At 43.0% G+C, this 17,826-nt stretch carries 14 protein-coding genes; 7 read left to right on the top strand and 7 right to left on the bottom strand.

Annotation, left to right across the window (positions count from 1 at the left end; translation table 11 throughout):
* Positions 1 to 22 precede the first annotated feature (22 nt).
* Positions 23 to 463, top strand: coding sequence for a hypothetical protein (locus IPM95_12645; GenBank protein ID MBK9330117.1), 441 nt, complete (start codon positions 23 to 25; stop codon positions 461 to 463).
* Here IPM95_12645 and IPM95_12640 read toward each other — a convergent pair.
* Positions 460 to 2,799 (bottom strand): T9SS type A sorting domain-containing protein, encoded by a 2,340-nt coding sequence (locus IPM95_12640; protein ID MBK9330116.1) that lies wholly within the window; start codon positions 2,797 to 2,799, stop codon positions 460 to 462. The genes IPM95_12645 and IPM95_12640 overlap by 4 nt on opposite strands.
* Positions 2,800 to 2,955: 156 nt before the next feature.
* On the opposite strand from IPM95_12640, the gene IPM95_12635 reads away from it, so the two are divergent.
* From IPM95_12635 to IPM95_12625, 3 genes are all read left to right on the top strand, one after another.
* Positions 2,956 to 6,270 (top strand): isoleucine--tRNA ligase, encoded by a 3,315-nt coding sequence (locus IPM95_12635; GenBank protein ID MBK9330115.1) that lies wholly within the window; start codon positions 2,956 to 2,958, stop codon positions 6,268 to 6,270.
* A 603-nt stretch (positions 6,271 to 6,873) separates the two neighbouring features.
* Entirely contained in the window at positions 6,874 to 7,242 is a 369-nt protein-coding gene (locus IPM95_12630; protein ID MBK9330114.1) for a TraR/DksA family transcriptional regulator, read from the top strand.
* Positions 7,243 to 7,312: 70 nt separating this feature from the next.
* Positions 7,313 to 7,960, top strand: a complete 648-nt coding sequence (locus IPM95_12625; protein MBK9330113.1) for a lipoprotein signal peptidase — start codon at positions 7,313 to 7,315, stop codon at positions 7,958 to 7,960.
* Positions 7,961 to 8,046: 86 nt separating this feature from the next.
* On the opposite strand, the gene IPM95_12620 is transcribed toward IPM95_12625, so the two are convergent.
* Positions 8,047 to 8,787, bottom strand: a complete 741-nt coding sequence (locus tag IPM95_12620; GenBank protein ID MBK9330112.1) for a hypothetical protein — start codon at positions 8,785 to 8,787, stop codon at positions 8,047 to 8,049.
* A gap of 152 nt (positions 8,788 to 8,939) precedes the next feature.
* Between IPM95_12620 and IPM95_12615 the strand changes: the two genes are divergently transcribed.
* Both IPM95_12615 and IPM95_12610 read left to right on the top strand, forming a co-directional pair.
* Positions 8,940 to 9,278, top strand: coding sequence for an MGMT family protein (locus IPM95_12615; GenBank protein ID MBK9330111.1), 339 nt, complete (start codon positions 8,940 to 8,942; stop codon positions 9,276 to 9,278).
* Complete coding sequence (locus IPM95_12610) at positions 9,275 to 10,354, top strand: hypothetical protein (GenBank protein MBK9330110.1); 1,080 nt, start codon at positions 9,275 to 9,277, stop codon at positions 10,352 to 10,354. Before IPM95_12615 ends, IPM95_12610 begins: the two co-directional genes overlap by 4 nt.
* Before the next feature lie 52 nt (positions 10,355 to 10,406).
* Here the strand turns inward: IPM95_12610 and dnaN are convergent, their stop codons facing one another.
* The gene (dnaN, locus tag IPM95_12605; protein MBK9330109.1) at positions 10,407 to 11,522 is read right to left on the bottom strand and encodes a DNA polymerase III subunit beta; all 1,116 of its coding nucleotides are present in this window, start codon (positions 11,520 to 11,522) and stop codon (positions 10,407 to 10,409) included.
* A 123-nt stretch (positions 11,523 to 11,645) separates the two neighbouring features.
* Here dnaN and IPM95_12600 point away from each other — a divergent pair, with 123 nt between their 5' ends.
* On the top strand, positions 11,646 to 12,779 hold the full coding sequence (locus IPM95_12600; GenBank protein MBK9330108.1) for a glycosyltransferase family 4 protein: 1,134 nt from the start codon (positions 11,646 to 11,648) through the stop codon (positions 12,777 to 12,779).
* A 24-nt stretch (positions 12,780 to 12,803) separates the two neighbouring features.
* On the opposite strand, the gene IPM95_12595 is transcribed toward IPM95_12600, so the two are convergent.
* The 4 genes from IPM95_12595 to IPM95_12580 form a co-directional block, all read right to left on the bottom strand.
* Positions 12,804 to 13,820: a hypothetical protein gene (locus IPM95_12595; protein MBK9330107.1), complete on the bottom strand. Its 1,017-nt coding sequence runs from the start codon at positions 13,818 to 13,820 to the stop codon at positions 12,804 to 12,806.
* Positions 13,821 to 13,868: 48 nt separating this feature from the next.
* Positions 13,869 to 14,810: an alpha/beta hydrolase gene (locus IPM95_12590; protein ID MBK9330106.1), complete on the bottom strand. Its 942-nt coding sequence runs from the start codon at positions 14,808 to 14,810 to the stop codon at positions 13,869 to 13,871.
* A gap of 313 nt (positions 14,811 to 15,123) precedes the next feature.
* Positions 15,124 to 16,551, bottom strand: coding sequence for a T9SS C-terminal target domain-containing protein (locus tag IPM95_12585; protein ID MBK9330105.1), 1,428 nt, complete (start codon positions 16,549 to 16,551; stop codon positions 15,124 to 15,126).
* A gap of 24 nt (positions 16,552 to 16,575) precedes the next feature.
* Positions 16,576 to 17,826 (bottom strand): TonB-dependent receptor (locus tag IPM95_12580; GenBank protein ID MBK9330104.1); only part of this gene is annotated, 1,251 nt, incomplete at its 5' end.

The following is a 17,826-nucleotide window of genomic DNA, read 5'->3' as shown; positions in this document are numbered from 1 at the left end:
GCATGATTTAACAACGACACCCATGCAAACCACACCCACCACCCAGGCTGAAGCTGTTATCCACTACATAAAAGAGATGGATATTGAAATGCTGGATCTTATATTAGATAACGACCGGACATACCAAGATTGTTCTAAGGAAGTATTCCTGCAAAAACTGGACTCTGTTTTTGAACATATCAGGGCATTTGGCCCAAACGACATGACGGTGGAAAGGGGTTTTTGTGGCAGTACAGAATGCCCGGGACGATGCAAAAACGGCATCTCTCTCATCGACCTAAAAGGCCGCCAATACCTCGACCTGATTCTCGAAGTAAAGAGTGGAAAGGTGTTGGATATTTACGACTGTAACCATTTTACACTCTTTAATAAAGAAATTGACATACGAGGTTATAACGCACTCGATCTTGATTATTATACAATAACAATACCGGATTCCGACGATAATTTTGATATCCTCTAATGCACCAGCACAAACTTCAGACTGGCTTTCTGGCCTTTGCCGCTGCCGGAACATAACGCAAAATATACGCCCGTAGCTGCACGCTGCCCGTTGATAAGCTTGCCATCCCAGGTGGCCTGGCCGCCAGTAGCGGTCGTCTCATAGACCAGATTACCGCTGACATCCACAATTTTGACATTGCTGTTATTGGGAATTCCTTTGATGGCAATAGGCCCGTCATAATCCTCCCGTACCGGATTGGGGTATACAAACGGGGCAGGCGTTTCAGCAGTCGTCACGGTAGCATCCGCCCGATATGAACAGATACCCTTAGACGTGCCGATAAATACATCTCCCGTTTCGGGCTGTATCGCCACCGAACGGATATCATTACCCAGCAGCGGAGAATTGGTTTCATTGAAATAATGAATGGTTTCCTGTCCGTCTGCACTCACCAGAAACAAGCCGTTGGCAGTACCTATCCATTTGCGGTTGGCCTCATCCACCGTAATGCAGTTGACCACCTCATCTTCCAGTAAATTATCGCAAAATCCGCTGCTGTCTTTTCGGTCTATACAAATCTGTTCCGCTTCGCAGGCATAATCGGTAACGTATCCCGCACAGGACACCACGGCAATTCCGGCAGTGGTGCCCAGCCAAATCACACCATCCTTATCCTTTGCCATACACACCACATGGTTGGAAGGCAGATTACCCAGGCCTCTGCCGAGGGCCAAATTGAAATACAGGTCGTCAGACTTGTCATCTAAGTCTGTACCATAATTCAGCACCACCAGCCCGCCGACACCGGGTTGGTCTTTGGCAATCCAAATCTGATTGTAATCGTCTACCAATATATCGGTGACTAACTGTGCATTTAAGAATCCGCTGTTGAAGAACAGGTAACTGCCGTCACTCTTCCGGCAGATAACCGGCGAGGTGGAATACGCGTTGGAAAACCAGGCATTGCCCTGAGCGTCCACATCAGCGCCGGAAATGCGAAAAGAGAAAGGACTGTTAGGTGCATATTTAATCGTTTTAAATGTGTTATCTGAAGGGGAGAATTCTATAATCCCGCCGTTGCTGAAATCGGCGGCACCAAACAAAACCTTATTTTCGGACGGTAACGCCTTTACTACTGCAATCTGATTAAACGTATCCAGGATGGGAAAGTCGTATTTTATATAATTGGTCCAGTTATACTCATTGCAGGCATAAAAGAACTTACTTTCCGGTAAATCATTGGGGTTAAAGGAATTTCGTATGGCAGAGGACGACGCCCACAATGTACCGTTTAAAAAATCCATCTCCTTATTGTTAACACCATACGGTCCGTTCGGAATTTTTGCAGAGAAATTGCCGCCTTCCTGACGAATCAATCCTCTGTACAGATCGGCATGCCACAAACTTCCGTCATTATTTGCAATGATCTGCAACGGGTAAGCAACATAAAAAGTACCGGTGTAAAAATCAAACCCGGTTCCATTCCATTTTCCTGTGCGGACATCCGTTGCAATTCCGGATACTATTTTGTGTTGTGCAACGGACAACTTTCCGTACGAATTATTCAGATCTTTTGTCACCCAGCCTGGTTCCGAAAAAAATGGCGTCCAGGATGTTCCGTCAAACTGATAGATCGTACTGTTCACCGCTGCCAAAACCTTATCCTGATAGCTGGTAACGGCAGATGCTTCCGACTGGGGAATGCCGGAAGAGTACTTCACCCACTCATTATAATTCAACAGGTTTACGGACGGGTCTATCTTACCCATCACCACACCATTCGAAGTGGCGCAAAAAATGGCCTGTTCATCTGCCCATACGGCATTTACCTTCGTGGTGGAAATGCCGTCGTTAAAGATGTAGGTATCTGCGATTTCCTGTTTTACCAGATCTACCTCCACAATACCAAATCCTGTTGCCAGATAGGCCTTTCCGTTGAAACAATATATTTTATATACATTCTTATCTCCGGAGATGGTGGCATTCTTAAGATACGGCAGATTGATTGTTTTCCCCTTCTGCACCAAATCAATATTCGAATTGGTATACGTAACGACCAGTGTAGACGTGGCCGTATCGTAACCGACCTGCTCTGCAAACACTTCTGACAGTCCGCTTACCTTGCTATACTTTTCAATCAGGTTATTGCCGATATCCACTCCTATCACCCCATTCTGACAGGCGGCATACACATAGCCGGCACTTTGACAGACGGAAGTGGCATTCTGCAGCGGCAAATGCGCAGCCCAGGAACCCAAGGGAACATTCTGTGATTTTGCAGGCCCGGTCAACAGGATGGACCAAAGCAGTAAAACAGCCGGTAAAAACGTTGGTTCTCTATATTTTGCAAACATAAACGGGGATTGCCTTTTATTTCCCCCAAATCTATGAATTTTTAAGAGAAAATGTCGGATAATGCGCATTTTTGAAGGTGGGGGCTGGTGCTAATATTGTTTTTAATCTCATGGGCATTTGTTATCTTTGCGCAAATTTTTGGAGAGGAGCAGGTTATGTCAAACGCAAAGCAATACAGAGAAGTTAAGAATATCACCCAAACACAGATTGAACAGGAGATTGCGGCTTTCTGGCAATCTCAGCATGTTTTTGAGCAGAGTATTTCCGCACGGGAAGGAAAACCGCCGTATGTGTTTTACGAAGGCCCCCCGAGTGCCAACGGGTTGCCGGGTATTCACCACGTTCTGTCACGCGGTATCAAGGATATATTTTGTCGATTCAAGACGCTGCAGGGGTATCAGGTGAAACGCAAAGGCGGCTGGGATACGCATGGCCTTCCGGTGGAACTGGGCGTGGAAAAATTGCTGGGCATCACCAAAAAAGATATCGGAACTAAAATTTCCGTGGCGGAATACAACCGGAAATGCCGGGAGGAAGTGATGCGGTTCAAGGATATCTGGGATGACCTTACCCAAAAGATGGGTTACTGGGTGGACCTGAATCATCCGTACATCACCTTTGAGAACAACTATATCGAAAGTATCTGGTGGATTTTAAAAGAGTTATACAAGAAAGATTTACTCTACAAAGGATATAAAATCCAACCGTACTCGCCGGCTGCCGGCACGGGTTTAAGTTCCGCAGAATTAAACCTGCCGGGATGCTACCTCGATGTGAAGGACACCAGCTGTGTGGCACAGTTTAAAATCAGCCCAGAGTCAATAGCCGACAATCCATTCTTCTCAGCTAAAAACGAAACCTGTTATTTTTTAGCCTGGACAACCACCCCCTGGACATTGCCATCCAATACCGCGCTGGCCGTTGGAAAAGAGATTGATTATGTCTTAGTCAAAACCGTTAACCCTTACACGCATTTGCAGGTTAATCTGATTTTGGCGAAGGAATTATTGTCTACGTATTTTCAGCCGGAAAATGAAAATGGGGATTTTGCCTCTTATCAAAATGACGGAAAAAGTTTACCGTATCAGATTTTAGCTTCCTTCAAAGGGAAAGAAGTGGCTGGCATCCGTTACGAGCAGTTATTACCTTTTGAAGCGAACTCCAAAGAAAATATAGATGGGGATGCCTTCAAGGTCATCATCGGTGATTTCGTGACAACCTCTGACGGTACGGGCATCGTTCATATTGCGCCGAGCTTTGGCGCGGATGACATGAAAGTGGCAGGAGAGAACGGCATCGGAGCATTAACCCTGGTAGACAAGGAAGGTAAATTTATCGACGGTGTCGGAGAATTTTCCGGCAGGTATGTGAAAGATTACAAAGACGAACCCAATTACGTTTCTGTAGACATTGACATCTCCGTAAAACTGAAAAAAGAAAACAAAGCGTTTAAAGTAGAAAAATACGAGCACTCCTATCCGCATTGCTGGCGTACGGACAAACCGATCATTTATTATCCGTTGGACTCCTGGTTTATCAGAGTGACGGCGGTGAAGGAACGGATGATAGCGTTGAATAAAACCATCAACTGGAAACCGGAAAGCACCGGCTCCGGACGATTCGGCCAGTGGCTGGAAAACTTAATCGACTGGAACTTATCACGCAGCAGATACTGGGGAACCCCTTTAAACATCTGGAGAACGGAAGACAAGGAAGAAGAGATATGTATCGGTTCCATTGAAGAACTGAAAAGCGAGATGCAAAAATCTGCAGCCGCCGGTTTTTTATCAAACGAGATTTTCAACAGGGAATTTGATTTACATAAGCCTTTTGTGGATGATATCATTCTGGTATCAGCCTCCGGCAAACCGATGCAACGTGAAAGCGACTTGATTGACGTTTGGTTTGATTCGGGTGCAATGCCGTATGCCCAATGGCATTTCCCTTTTGAAAACAAGGAAACCTTCGCGCAATCGTTCCCTGCTGATTTTATTGCGGAAGGGGTTGACCAGACGCGCGGCTGGTTCTATACCCTCCATGCCATTGCGACGATGCTGTTTGACTCCGTGGCGTACAAGAATGTAGTGTCCAATGGACTGGTATTGGACAAGAACGGCAACAAGATGTCCAAATCCAAAGGCAATGCCGTGGATCCGTTTGCCACCATCGGCAAATACGGCGCAGATGTCACGCGCTGGTACATGATTTCCAACTCACAGCCGTGGGACAACCTGAAATTTGACGAAGAGGGCCTGGCGGAAGTTTCCAGAAAATTATTCGGAACCCTTTACAACACCTATAATTTCTTTGCCATCTACGCGAACATTGACGGTTTTGTGATTGATACAAACAATACCACTCCGCTGGCAGAACGCGCGGAAATCGACCGCTGGGTGATTTCCAAATTACACAGCCTGATACAGGAAGTTACGGAAGCATACGAAGATTATGAACCGACCAAAGCGGCACGCGCAATCGAAGATTTCGTAATTGAGCATTTATCAAACTGGTACGTGCGTCTATGCAGAAGACGTTTCTGGGGCAACGAATTATCGAAGGACAAGAAGGCGGCATTTGAAACATTACACGAATGTCTGCAGGTGGTGGTACAGCTCATGAGTCCGATTGCACCTTTTTTCAGCGACTGGTTGTGGCAGAATTTATTATCGACCACCTCTTCCATTCATATTTCGGATTTAATAAAATCGGATGCCGGTTTAATCGATAAAAAACTGGAGCAGCGCATGGAGTGGGCGCAGGAAATCTCCTCGCTGGTGTTATCTCTCAGAAAGAAAACGAAAATCAAGGTTCGTCAGCCATTACAGAAAATACTAATCCCTGCAATAGACAAAGAATTCATCGAGCAGGTCGACAAGGTAAAATCCTTGATTTTGGCGGAAGTGAATGTAAAAGAGATTGAATACATCAGCGATACGTCCGGTATCATCTCCAAAAAGGTAAAACCAAATTTTAAACTGCTGGGCAAGAAATTGGGCGGCAAGATGAAAATCGCCTCCGATGTCATCCAAAACCTCAGCAACATCGATATTCAGCAACTGGAACAGAACGGCCATTTCGATATCCTCCTTGAGGGTGAAACATTTAATATCTTGCTGGAAGAAGTGGAAATCCTCTCTGACGACATTCAGGGTTGGCTGGTAGCCGGCAACAATGGCATTACGGTGGCACTGGATATTCACATCTCGGAAGAGCTGAAGCATGAAGGCTTTGCCCGGGAGATTGTCAATAAGATACAGACGGAGCGCAAAGAATCCGATTTTGAAGTTACTGACAAGATTGTCTTGCATGTGCAAAATCAATTGGTTCTCAACGATGTTTTGCATAGCTATAAAGAATATATTTGCAACGAAACTTTAGCAAACGATATACTGTTCTCCGATAAGGTATCTGAAGCGAAGGATTTTGATATCAATGGTGAACCATTAAAATTATTCATTCAAAAAGTGTAGAAGATGGCAAAATTGTCCAGTAAGAAAAAAGCAGTCGCTAAGACCTCCAAGCCAGTTGCTAAAAAACCTGCAGCAAAACCTGTTGTGAAAAAAGCAGCCTCCAAAAAAGCACCGTCAAAACCGGTTAAAAAGAACGCACCAAAACCGGCAGCACCGGCAAAGAAAAAAGTCGTGGCAAAAAAAGAAGTCTTAAAAGCCAAACCTAAGGCGCCTGCTAAACCAGTAAAGAAAGCGGCCGCTAAACCAAAACCAGTCATAAAGGTGAAAGCGAAAGCAACAGCAAAACCGGTAAAAAAGGCAGCCCCTTCAAAACCGCTTGCAAAAGCAAAACCGATAGTTAAAAAAGCTGTTGCAAAAACTGTGAAAAAGGCTGTTGCACCTAAGCCGGCTGTAAAAAAAGCAGTCGCAAAGCCGGTTGCAAAGACAACACCAAAAGTGGCACCTAAAAAGGCGGTGCAAAAAGTGGCAGCGCCAAAATCGGTTAAACAGGCTCCGAAAAAGGAAGCGCCAAAACCGGTGACAAAATCATTTCAAAAACCTGCCCATCTTACAAAGCATGAGCAATCCATCAGCCACCAACCCGGAGGTGCCCCCAAACATACGATGGAAGTAAGTGTTGTCAGATACAGCGATGCCGACCTTGTCCTGTTTAAAGAAGTGATTCTGAAAAAAATTGCAAAGGCAAAGGAAGAAATCGATTTCTATTCCGACCAGATCAAGAACAGTTCTGAGTCCGAAACACAATTTGCCAGTATTGACGATGGATCCATGACCTCTGAAAGGGAAAACATGAACCAGATCGTAGTACGAATGCAGAAACTCATTTCCCACCTGGAGAGCGCACTGGTCCGGATTGAAAATAAATCCTATGGAATCTGCCGCGAGACCGGCAGGTTAATTCCAAAAGAACGGTTACTGGTTGTTCCCCATGCTACCTTAAGTGTGGAAGGCAAAAAGATGGAAAAGAAATAATTATTACCTCGATTAAAACACCAAAGCCAATAAGGAGTCTTATCTTTGTTGGCTTTAATTTTTAAACCATATGAGCAAGAGACTGATCGCTTACCTGACCATTGCATTGTCGTTAATCATCGACCAGGCTTCCAAAGTCTGGGTAAAACTAACGATGAAAAGCGGAGATGAATTTAATTATATCGGTGAGTGGGCGCGTATCCATTTCGTCGAAAACGAGGGCATGGCATTCGGAATGAGTTTCGGTGCCGGAATGGGAAAATTCCTGCTGACGTTTTTCCGGATCATAGCCGTTATCTTTATCTCCTATTATCTGCGCAAACAAATCACTTCTGCAAAATCCTCCAGATTTTTCGTCTTTGCAATGGCGCTGATTTTAGCAGGGGCCATTGGCAATATTATCGACAGTATCTTTTTCGGGCAGATCTTTTCCCACAGTGAAGGCCAGATTGCCACCTTATTCCCTGCCGGCGGCGGTTATGCCGGATGGTTTCATGGCAGGGTGGTGGATATGTTTTATTTTCCGATTATCAGAGGTACATTCCCACAATGGATACCTTTCTGGGGCGGTGAGCCGTTTGAATTTTTCCGTTTTATCTTCAATGTTTCCGATGCCTGTATAACCGTGGGTGTCGCCCTGATACTGATTTTCCAGAAAAGATTCTTTGAGGAGGAACAATCATTACAGGCAGATGTAACCAAGAAACAACCTTCCTAAAAAAATTAGACCTTGCTCCGCGCCTATTAAAGCTTAGAACAAGGTCTTGTCCCCCAACTGGACTACTCTTTAACGTATATTTTCGCTCAATACATTACCGTTATTTTACTGCTGGGTGTTTTTTTATCTGCAACATCTGATATGACTACCACATATTTTCCGGACTTAATCTGCATCTCTTCAAACTGAATGGCATTTTCACCAGTCTTAATGGATTGCAAAATCTTGTGGTCAAATTCACCGTTAGACCTGTACATATTTACAAAGATATCTCTTGGGACATTTGACTGAATGACATATCTTTTATTGGAGCCGGTGCCAATATCCACCGTAAATACCTGATTTAATTTTACTTCATACCTGGAAGTATATCTTGAAAATCCCACTTCACCGATGGTGTGTTCTGTGTTCATATTATTGGAAAATGTAACTGAATATATTTTAGCTTTCGGATTATGTGCCATATCATCCGTTACGTAAGCCAGTAACGGCATTTCGTAATATACATTCCTGTCATTAACCGAAATATCTTTCACAACGGTCTGTCTTTTATCCCCGTCAGAAATCAATATTTGCACGGTTATTAACGAATTGCCGCCTTCACAACTGAATTGTAAATATTTGGGAATCGTGACTGAAGCATCTTCATAGCTGCACGCAATGGTGACAGGCTGCTTTTGCGATAGGTTCAGATTAAATTCCTGAGGGGAACTGTTACGTCCAATTAAACATAACAACGAGTTCGTGTTATCTTCTGAAGATTGCGCATGTACACAAAATGTAAATGAAATCAGTACAAGCGCCATGTGGGTTAAGGGTTTTAACATGGCTGGGTTTTTATGTAATGTCAAAGGTATGCTACATTTCTGTAATTGTCAACATTTGTTTACATTATTTTTTGACATAAGTCAGGTTTTATTACATAAGATACTGATAATATGCTATTTATGTTTTAATTTTATTTTCACTAAACAGTAGAATGACCGATTATTACCATAAAGTCTATGCCATAGTTCGTAAAATTCCAAAAGGAAAAGTAAGCACTTATGGCGATATTGCCGAATATCTCGGCACAAAAGGATCTGCACGACTGGTGGGTTATGCTATGAATAACGCTCACTCAGTATCTCCGTTAGTACCGGCTCACAGGGTGGTGAACAGAAACGGGTTGCTGACGGGCAAACATCACTTTGGTTCTGCCACCTTAATGCAGGAATTACTGGAAAGTGAGGGGATAAAGATTATAAATGACCAGATACAGGATTTTAAGGAAGTCAAATGGAATCTGAAAAGGAAAAAGGAGAAAGAGACTAAATGAAAAAAACAACATACATTCTTCTGTTTTGGGGTGTTGTGCAAAGTGGATTTGGTCAAAACAGCTTTGCCGTTTGGCAGGGGTTTTCCAATTACTGGACATACAATCATCGTGTGAACCGGTTGGGTGACTATATCAACCAGATATCCTATCCTAAAAATCAACAGGCGACTTTAGTGCATACGGCCGCCACTGGATTAGGAAAAGATTCCGTCTATTTTTCCTCTTATTACGCTTCGGTTCAATCCAGTGAAATCATCCATTTTGCCGGGAAATCTGTCTTTACATTAAAAGGTGAAGAAGGGACTGTTAAAACAATCCGGAAGAAAATCATCCTGCATCCCGATAGTTCCCTGCAACAAAAGGAAGTTTACCTGGCTTTGCTCAACGGTTTTGACTTAATCTCCTTAGGAGATGCCGACAAACTACAGACATTGTCAGTAAGTATCGATAACCCGGCGTACGACAAACCAAAGAATGAATTATCATTTCTTTTGCAGGTTGTTTTTCAGGCGGATTGTTCTTCCCCCGAATGCAGCTTATTGAATCAGGGAGTAGATTATAAGTTGAGTGTTTATTATTTGATTATCGGAGGGATGCAGAAAGATGTATCGAGCAAAGAACTGGATTACGAACGCAAGGTGCAGTGGGATACGAAAACCGAAACTCCCAAGGTTCCATTGGAAAAATCCATCAGCATATCTCCCGGCTTTGAGAATGGGTTCTTCGCCTATAAGCGCTTCTGTTTGCAGGTAAATAAGGAACGGCACTATCTTGGCTATGAGAATGCCATCAACAGGAGCGGAATAAATACCATTAACCAAACCGCTTTTTGTAATATGCAATTGCATTACAGCAACTGGTCGCCCCACATGCGAAAGAGTCCTGCTTCCGGCGGACAGGCCTTTTTCGCATTCTCTCAGGCAGGTGAGGCAGTCATCAAGGGAACCTTGCTGATGGTACAATTCAACGGAACTGTTTCGCAGTACCAACAGGATAGCACTTTATTCTGGGAAGGAAAGAATCACTCTCCGGACAGCGATGCCGCAATGAAATCCAAAACCATTCTGCTGAAATAAAAAACCCACGACAAGATTCGCGGGCTATATAAAAATTAGGTTGGGGTTACATTTAGTTATTCAGCATCACCGGCATTACCAGCATCAGCAAATCCTCGTTCTCTTCTTTATCCATCGGACGAATAATACCTGCTCTGTTTGGTGTAGACAGTTCAATATTGATATCGCTGCTGTCTAAAGCCCCTAACATCTCGAGCAAGAACTTGGCATTGAATCCGATTTCCATCGGGGTGCCCTGATAATCACAGGATAATTTTTCAGAAGCTTCATTGGAGAAATCCAAATCCTGAGCGGAAACGGTTAACTCGGAACCAGCCATTTTCAACACCACCTGATGGGTCGTTTTATTGGAGAAAATGGACGTTCGTCTCAAAGATGCATAGAAGTCATCTTTAGAGATGGTTAAGAGATTCGGATTTTCTTTTGGAATCACCGCATTGTAATCCGGATATTTGGCATCTATCAAACGGCAGATGAGCTGTATATTGTCAAAACTGAAAAATGCGTTTGACTTATTAAACTGAACGGATACCTCCGTATCGTTATTCGGCACTACTGCTTTTAATAAATTCAATGCTTTCTTAGGAACTATGAAAGAGGCATTGCCGCCTTTTACATCACCCTGATTGTACTTAACCAGTTTGTGCGCATCGGTAGCTACAAAAGTAATCCCATTGTTATCCAGCTGAAAGAATACGCCGGTCATAGCCGGACGAAGTTCATCGTTGCTTACTGCAAAAAGTGTTTTCGTGACCCCTTTATTCAGGATAGAAGATGCCAATTTCACTTCCTCGACACCATCCGCCACCGGTTCTTTCGGAAAATCCGCACTGTTTTCGCCACTCAGCTTGTACTTTCCGTTGTCTGTTGTCATCTCTATACCATTGGTCGTTTCATCTACCGCTATGGTGATGGGTTGTTCCGGCAAGGCTTTTAAGCTGTCCAATAATATCCTGGCCGGTATCGCTACCTTAAAGATTTCTTTCGATTCTATATCCATGGAAACAGACATGGTCGTATCCAAATCGGTTGCGGTAATGGTTAAGGAGTTTTTTTGTATATCAAACAGGAAATCTTCCAATATGGGCAATACGGTATTGGTGCTGATAACGCCACTGATTTTTTGTAAGTTTTTAAGTAATTGTGCGGATGATACGACAAATCTCATACTCTATAATTTTTTTCAAAGTTAAGTAATTCAATCTAATATAAAATGCCTTGAAAATCTTATCTTTCGACAAGTTGTGTATAAGTACACATGATTGTGGAAAGTAAAAAATACCGCTGATTCATGAAGATAGCCGTTAACACTCGTTTTCTTATCAAAGACAAACTGGAGGGTATCGGCATCTATACGCAGGAGATTTTCAGACGAGTGACGGCTTTATTGCCACAGCACGAGTTCTATTTTTTATTTGACCGGACACCCTCCAGAGAATTTATTTTTTCTGAAAACATCCGGCCTGTTGTGGTTTCTCCCCAGGCACGTCATCCATTTTTATGGTATTGTTGGTTTGAACATTCCATTCCAAAGGCTTTAAAGGAAATCGATGCGGACCTATTCATTTCAACGGATGGATATGCCAGTTTAAGTACCAAGGTTGCACAGATTGTCACCATTCATGATTTGGGCTTTGAGCATTATCCTCATCATACGCCGTTTTTAGTCAGAAACTATTACCGGCACTACACACCCAGATTCTGCCGAAAAGCTGAGAAAATAGTAGCCGTATCCGCCTTTACCAAAAATGACATCATACGCAATTATTCCATCGATAACGATAAGATAGAAGTAGTTTACAACGGTGTGGAAAGTTTCCAGGCTTCCGGCTCACATCAGGAAATGAAAAGTTTGATGAATCAATTCAATATAAAAGACACACCCTATTTCATATTCATTGGAGCCATCCATCCCCGAAAAAATGTCCTTCAACTGCTGAAAGCTTTCGAATTGTTTAAGTCGGAGTTTCAGTCAGACCATCAACTGGTCATTGTCGGACGAAACGCCTGGATGAATCTGGAAGTGGAAAATTACTTCCAGCAAATGGAGTCGAAACAGGATGTCATCCGAATTGAATCGATAGAGCGAAGCCAACTCATGAGCCTCTTGGGAAATGCATTTGCATTGATATATCCAAGCCTGTTTGAGGGATTCGGGATTCCAATTGCGGAGGCGATGGCAGCAGGGATTCCCGTTATTACCTCCACCACGTCTTCCATGCCTGAAGTGGCCGGCGATGCAGCGGTTTTGGTCAATCCTAATTCAACGGAAGAAATCGCCGCTGCCATGCAGCTTCTGATAACAGATCCTGCACGGAGAAATGAATTGATAGAAAAAGGTAAAGAGAGAGCCAAAACCTTCAACTGGGATATTTCCGCAAAGAAAGTCGTAGAAATCATTCAGGAAGTATTGAAAAAAAAGTAGCGTCCAGCTGAACGGCGGCTATCATTATATTTTCTGCCCTCTAATCAATTTTTCGATATCTGATTTCACCTTGGTATACTGGTCTGCATTCAAAGCAGTCTTCAACTGCCCGTCCAAATCCTGCAGTAATTTCCCTAACTCCTGCGCAGCTGCCTGCGGACTGGATTTAGCCAGCAGGTTGATGGCATCGCCTCTGATTTTTCCCTGTACCATCACCAGGATAACGGCCATCAGCTGCACATCGTTCATGCTGTACTGTGTGCGCAGTTTTTGTATAAAATCTTTTTGTTCCTGCGATAAATTTTTACCGGATAGGATATTTTCCTGCATCGTAACCGCAATAGCCAGCTTGCCAACCTGATCGTCATTTAAAATTGCTTTCAGCTTTGGAATGGTTTGATTATTCAGCACACCCATTTCCGACTGTATCTGGGCGTCGTTTCCCGCATTTTTTGTCTTGATGCAGACAGCACTTTTATCATACGATTGCAGGATGGGCCTTACTCCTGCTTTCTGTTCAGGAGATACTTTAATATAAGCCGTCAGCTGGTCAAACAAGCCTGTAACATCGGATTGTGCCTTAACCGATGAAGGTAAAACTGTATTGGAAGCAACTACTTTTGCGGCAGGATTCGGGTTTACGACAGGGGGCGTTGTCGACACAGTAGCGCCGCCTGCCTTCGCAGGATCTAACTTGCCCGCCTGTATCATTTGCGACAGTTTCGTGAACTGACCGTCGTTCAGATATCCTCTGAATTTCACACCGGCACCTACTAACAATCTTTGGATTTCACTGTTCATCTTTTGCTGATTGCCTGCATTTACCGTGGTGTTTTTTGCATTTTCATTCAGGAACCAAACATAATCGTTCGTAAACTTAATGGTCTGGTTGGGATTTAACCCGCATTCCCCTTTTACATTTTCCACAATTGATTTCAAGACCGGGGACAAATTATTGGCATCAATATTCTGTGCATTTAATCCGGAAAAAAAACCACCGGAGAAGATCGTTAACAGCAATAAGTACAGTATATTTCTCATAAGTACAATTCATTTAGTGTATCTAATCATTCAAGAACTGTACCAAAGTTAATTTTTTGACTGATTATTTTGAATAAAACTCATTACATCCTCTGCGGATTTTGCCGGGATTTCCTCCTGCGGAGAATGCCCAACACCATCATAAACCACCAATTTTGAATGTGGAATTTTGATAAAATTATCCGCCATGGATACATCAATCAGCTTATCCTGCTTTCCCCACAGTATTAAAGTAGGAATTTGAATGGTGCTGATATCCGGATGTTTTTCACTGTCTATCTGCTGTACGCGCGCGGAAAAACTTTCCCGATTACCCTCTCTCATCGACATATCGTAATACATCTGGATGGTTTCCTTCTTAATTTTGGAATCGTCCTCATAAACATCCTTTACTGTCTTATCGACAATAACTTTAGTATCAATTTTAGCCATCAGTGCCGCCAGCCATTTTATTTTTGCAAGCTTAAAAACAATGGCCTTATTGCCTTTATCCTTGGAATAAAATCCTGCCGGGTCAACCAGTATGAGGTTGTTCACTTTCTCCGGATGAGCCACGGCATAACACCAGGCAATCTCGCCACCCAGCGAATTTCCTGCAATGGCAAACGTATCTATTTGGTGGCGGCTTAGAAACTCATCCAGAAACTCCACATACATCCTTATACTGTAATCATTATCTTTTCTGGGGCCGGTTAATCCGAATGCCGGCATATCCAGACGAATGACCTTAAAGCCGTGCGCAGTAAGAGAATCCGTCCAGCCATCCCAGGTCTGCAGGCAGGCACCCGTACCATGTATCAAGACAATCGGCTTACCTTCCCCTTCTATCCTGTAATGTACCTTCATGCCGTCCATGTCCAGGAACTGTGAATGCTCATTGGCATATTTGCTTTTTAATTCCTCTAATGGAATAGCTTTTTTCTGGAGAGCAAAGAATGCTATGATCAGCAATACTCCGATAAATGCGCCGGCTCTGATTAATTTTTTCATAAGATAAAGATACTAAAAAACCCGATGTGACCATCGGGAACCTACAAAGTCTTATGAAATGTCCAATTACAATGCAAATATACAATTCGCTTCCCGGAAACCTGTTAAGGCTGTTTGTATTGTGTGTGGTTTTATTGATGGTAATGTGTGTATTGTTTCATAAGAAATTTGTTACAGCTTATAGCAGCAAGAATTCTTACTGCCTTCGAAACGACTCGACACAAAAAACCCCGAAGCAAAGCTCCGAGGTCACACACAGATGAAAACTATTATCCGCTTTTTACACACACACGGATAACAGTAGGTGTTTGTTTTATCTTACATAAACAATTGCAGCAGGATTGTATTCAGCCCAGCCGCTTGTCCAGTTGGTAGTAGCATCAAAAGCCCCTTTATAGGCAACTGTTGTAAAACCTGTTAATCCCGTAAAGCTTGCTCCGCTTAATAAGGAGGAGGAGGCTGCCGGCAAAAAGGCAGGTGCTGTTGAATTGTATAAATTTGCCGGTGTATATCCAACCGCCGTTACATTGGCAACTGTTCCGTTGCTGCGGCTTGCATCATTAAACCATGCGCCAACATCAAAACCAGACTGATCCGATTTATATGGCACATATGCAGACCAGCTGTCCATTAATGACAACACGCAGTTTTTAATAATCAATTCATTGCCTTCTGCAAATGACCTGGTATTACCGCCATCGATTACCACACCCTGAGGGAATCCGGTAAAGAAGGAATTGTATATTTTTATCTTGTTGCTTCTTCTTAAATGCAATGCTCTTCTGAAGTTGGCATCAATGGAAGTGGTGGAATCCTGTTTGGGGCCAAATACAGAAACATTGGAGAAGGAAGGTGCCGTAAACGGAGGATTGGTGGAACCACCTCCATCGTTATCTATTTCGAAGCTGTTCGATCCTGAAACCGGATCTGCTAAGTTGGCGCTTCTGAAAGAAACTGCAAACTGAACATTCCCTCTGTATCCAAAATCACAGTCAAAATCATCGTCTGTTGTTTTGAACGCCACCAAATGGTCACAATTTACCGTACCGCCAAACCATTCAAATGCATCATCCAGGCCAAAAGATGCCTGAACATGACTAATGATTGTTCCGCTTCCAACAGATCCCATTGTAAGGGCGTTAATTTCCTTATCTGTTAAAATCGGGAAACCGGCATATTCTAAACGGACATACTTAATAACCCCTGAGCTATCAGCATCATCAGAACCACCATGGTGTGCTCCATAACTTCCTTCCAATGTCGCAAAACCGCCCGGCTGGTTGTTCGTTGCCTTTCCGCAAATGACCAAGCCCCCCCAATCACCAGGGCCTTTGGAGGCTTCTGCTGATGAGAATACAATTGGTTTGGATGCAGTTCCTTCTGCAAATATTTTACTGCCCCTGTGAATTACCAAAGTGCCCGGATTAGAACCTGCGGTTCCTTTTTTACCAACGATGACCGTACCTGCCTCTATCCTTAAAATGCCTGTTGCCTGTGGTGTAGTTCCTGTTTGAATAGAGTCAATACCCACATTTACAACTCCGTTTAACCGATATACGGTGTCTTTGTCCCAAAGGATATTTCCTGTCAGATTTCCGGAAACATCTTTCACCGGCCTGTCGGCTGGCGGAATGATAATGTCACCATCATCTTCTTTCTTACAACCGCCTGCAAATGTGGCCAAAATTACTGCTGCGATAATAACTACCGTTTTTTTAAATTTAATTTGATTTGTTTTCATAAAAATTATTTAGTTGTTTCTTTATTAAAAATTATACTTTACCCCTAAAGAGATGGTTTGACCGGGTTGGTATCGTTGAAACACCTGGTCTGTTTTTCTATTCCATTTGTTATCCCGGTTTCCATCCTGCAGAAATAAAACCGGCTGGTTGATTAAATCATTTGCAGACAAACTGATTTCCACATTTTTCTTAAAACGATACTGAATGTTAAAATCCAGTATATTCCTGGGCATCTCATAGATATCCGGATTGTCATCGGTACCGACAAACGCTATTCTTTTTCCGATGACATTGTAGAGCAAATTGGCCTGTAAGCCCAATTCCTTATCTTCGAAGAAGATACCTGCATTAACGGAGAATGGCGATTGTCCCTGCAACGGGCGCTTATCGCTTTGTCCTACATTTTCTTTTCCTAAATTAACCTTACTGTAGATGTAAGAAGCATTCGCCAGTAATCCGAAATGTTTGAAAAAATAATTTTTGGAATCAGTAAAAGATTTTTTCACTTCTACTTCCACGCCGGTCACATCTGACTGATAGGCATTGGCAAAAGAGAAGGTACTGCCGCTGGTTCCCACCACAGCCTTGGATTCAATTGGATTTATGAATTTCTTATAGAATACAGAGACACTGATCACTTCACCATTGGACGGGTAATATTCCCATTTTAAATCCGCATTGTGAACAGTCGCATTTTTTAAGTTTGGATTTCCCTCAATCGTATACCGGGTATAAAAATCATCAAAGGCAAACGGAGCAATCTCTCTGAACTCCGGCCGGTTCACACTCATACCGTATGCCACCCTGACGAGCATTTTTGGGTTAATGTTATAACTGATATTGACGGAAGGCAAATAAGCGTGTTTTACATTCTTAACCCGAATCAGATCTGTCTCGTTTCCGGATGATAGTTGCTGATTTGAATACTCATACCTGAATCCTGCGACAATCCGAACCTTGCTTTTTATTGCAAGCTCCGCATTCACATAAGATGCTCCGATAATATTATTGGCTTTGTAGGAATCATACGAACGGGTTTGTTCCCCTAATTTTATGCCATTTGTATTATTAATATTCTGCATCAGCACATCAATCCCCTGCGTGGCAAACGAATAATTAAACAAGTCAAAATCCGTACGTTTAAAGCCAAGAATCCGGGCATTAAAATTTCGGTCTTTATATTCTGCGTATAATCCTGCACTTACAGTAGGTATGAATCCCTTATCTGCTGTTTTAATTATTTTATTGGTTGAGTTTATGGCAGCCGTGAAGAT

The organism is Sphingobacteriales bacterium (assembly GCA_016719635.1).
Taxonomy (GTDB): domain Bacteria; phylum Bacteroidota; class Bacteroidia; order Chitinophagales; family JADIYW01; genus JADJSS01.
The sequence above is the reverse complement of the archived record's forward strand: the minus strand, read 5'-3'. Positions and strand labels throughout refer to the sequence as shown.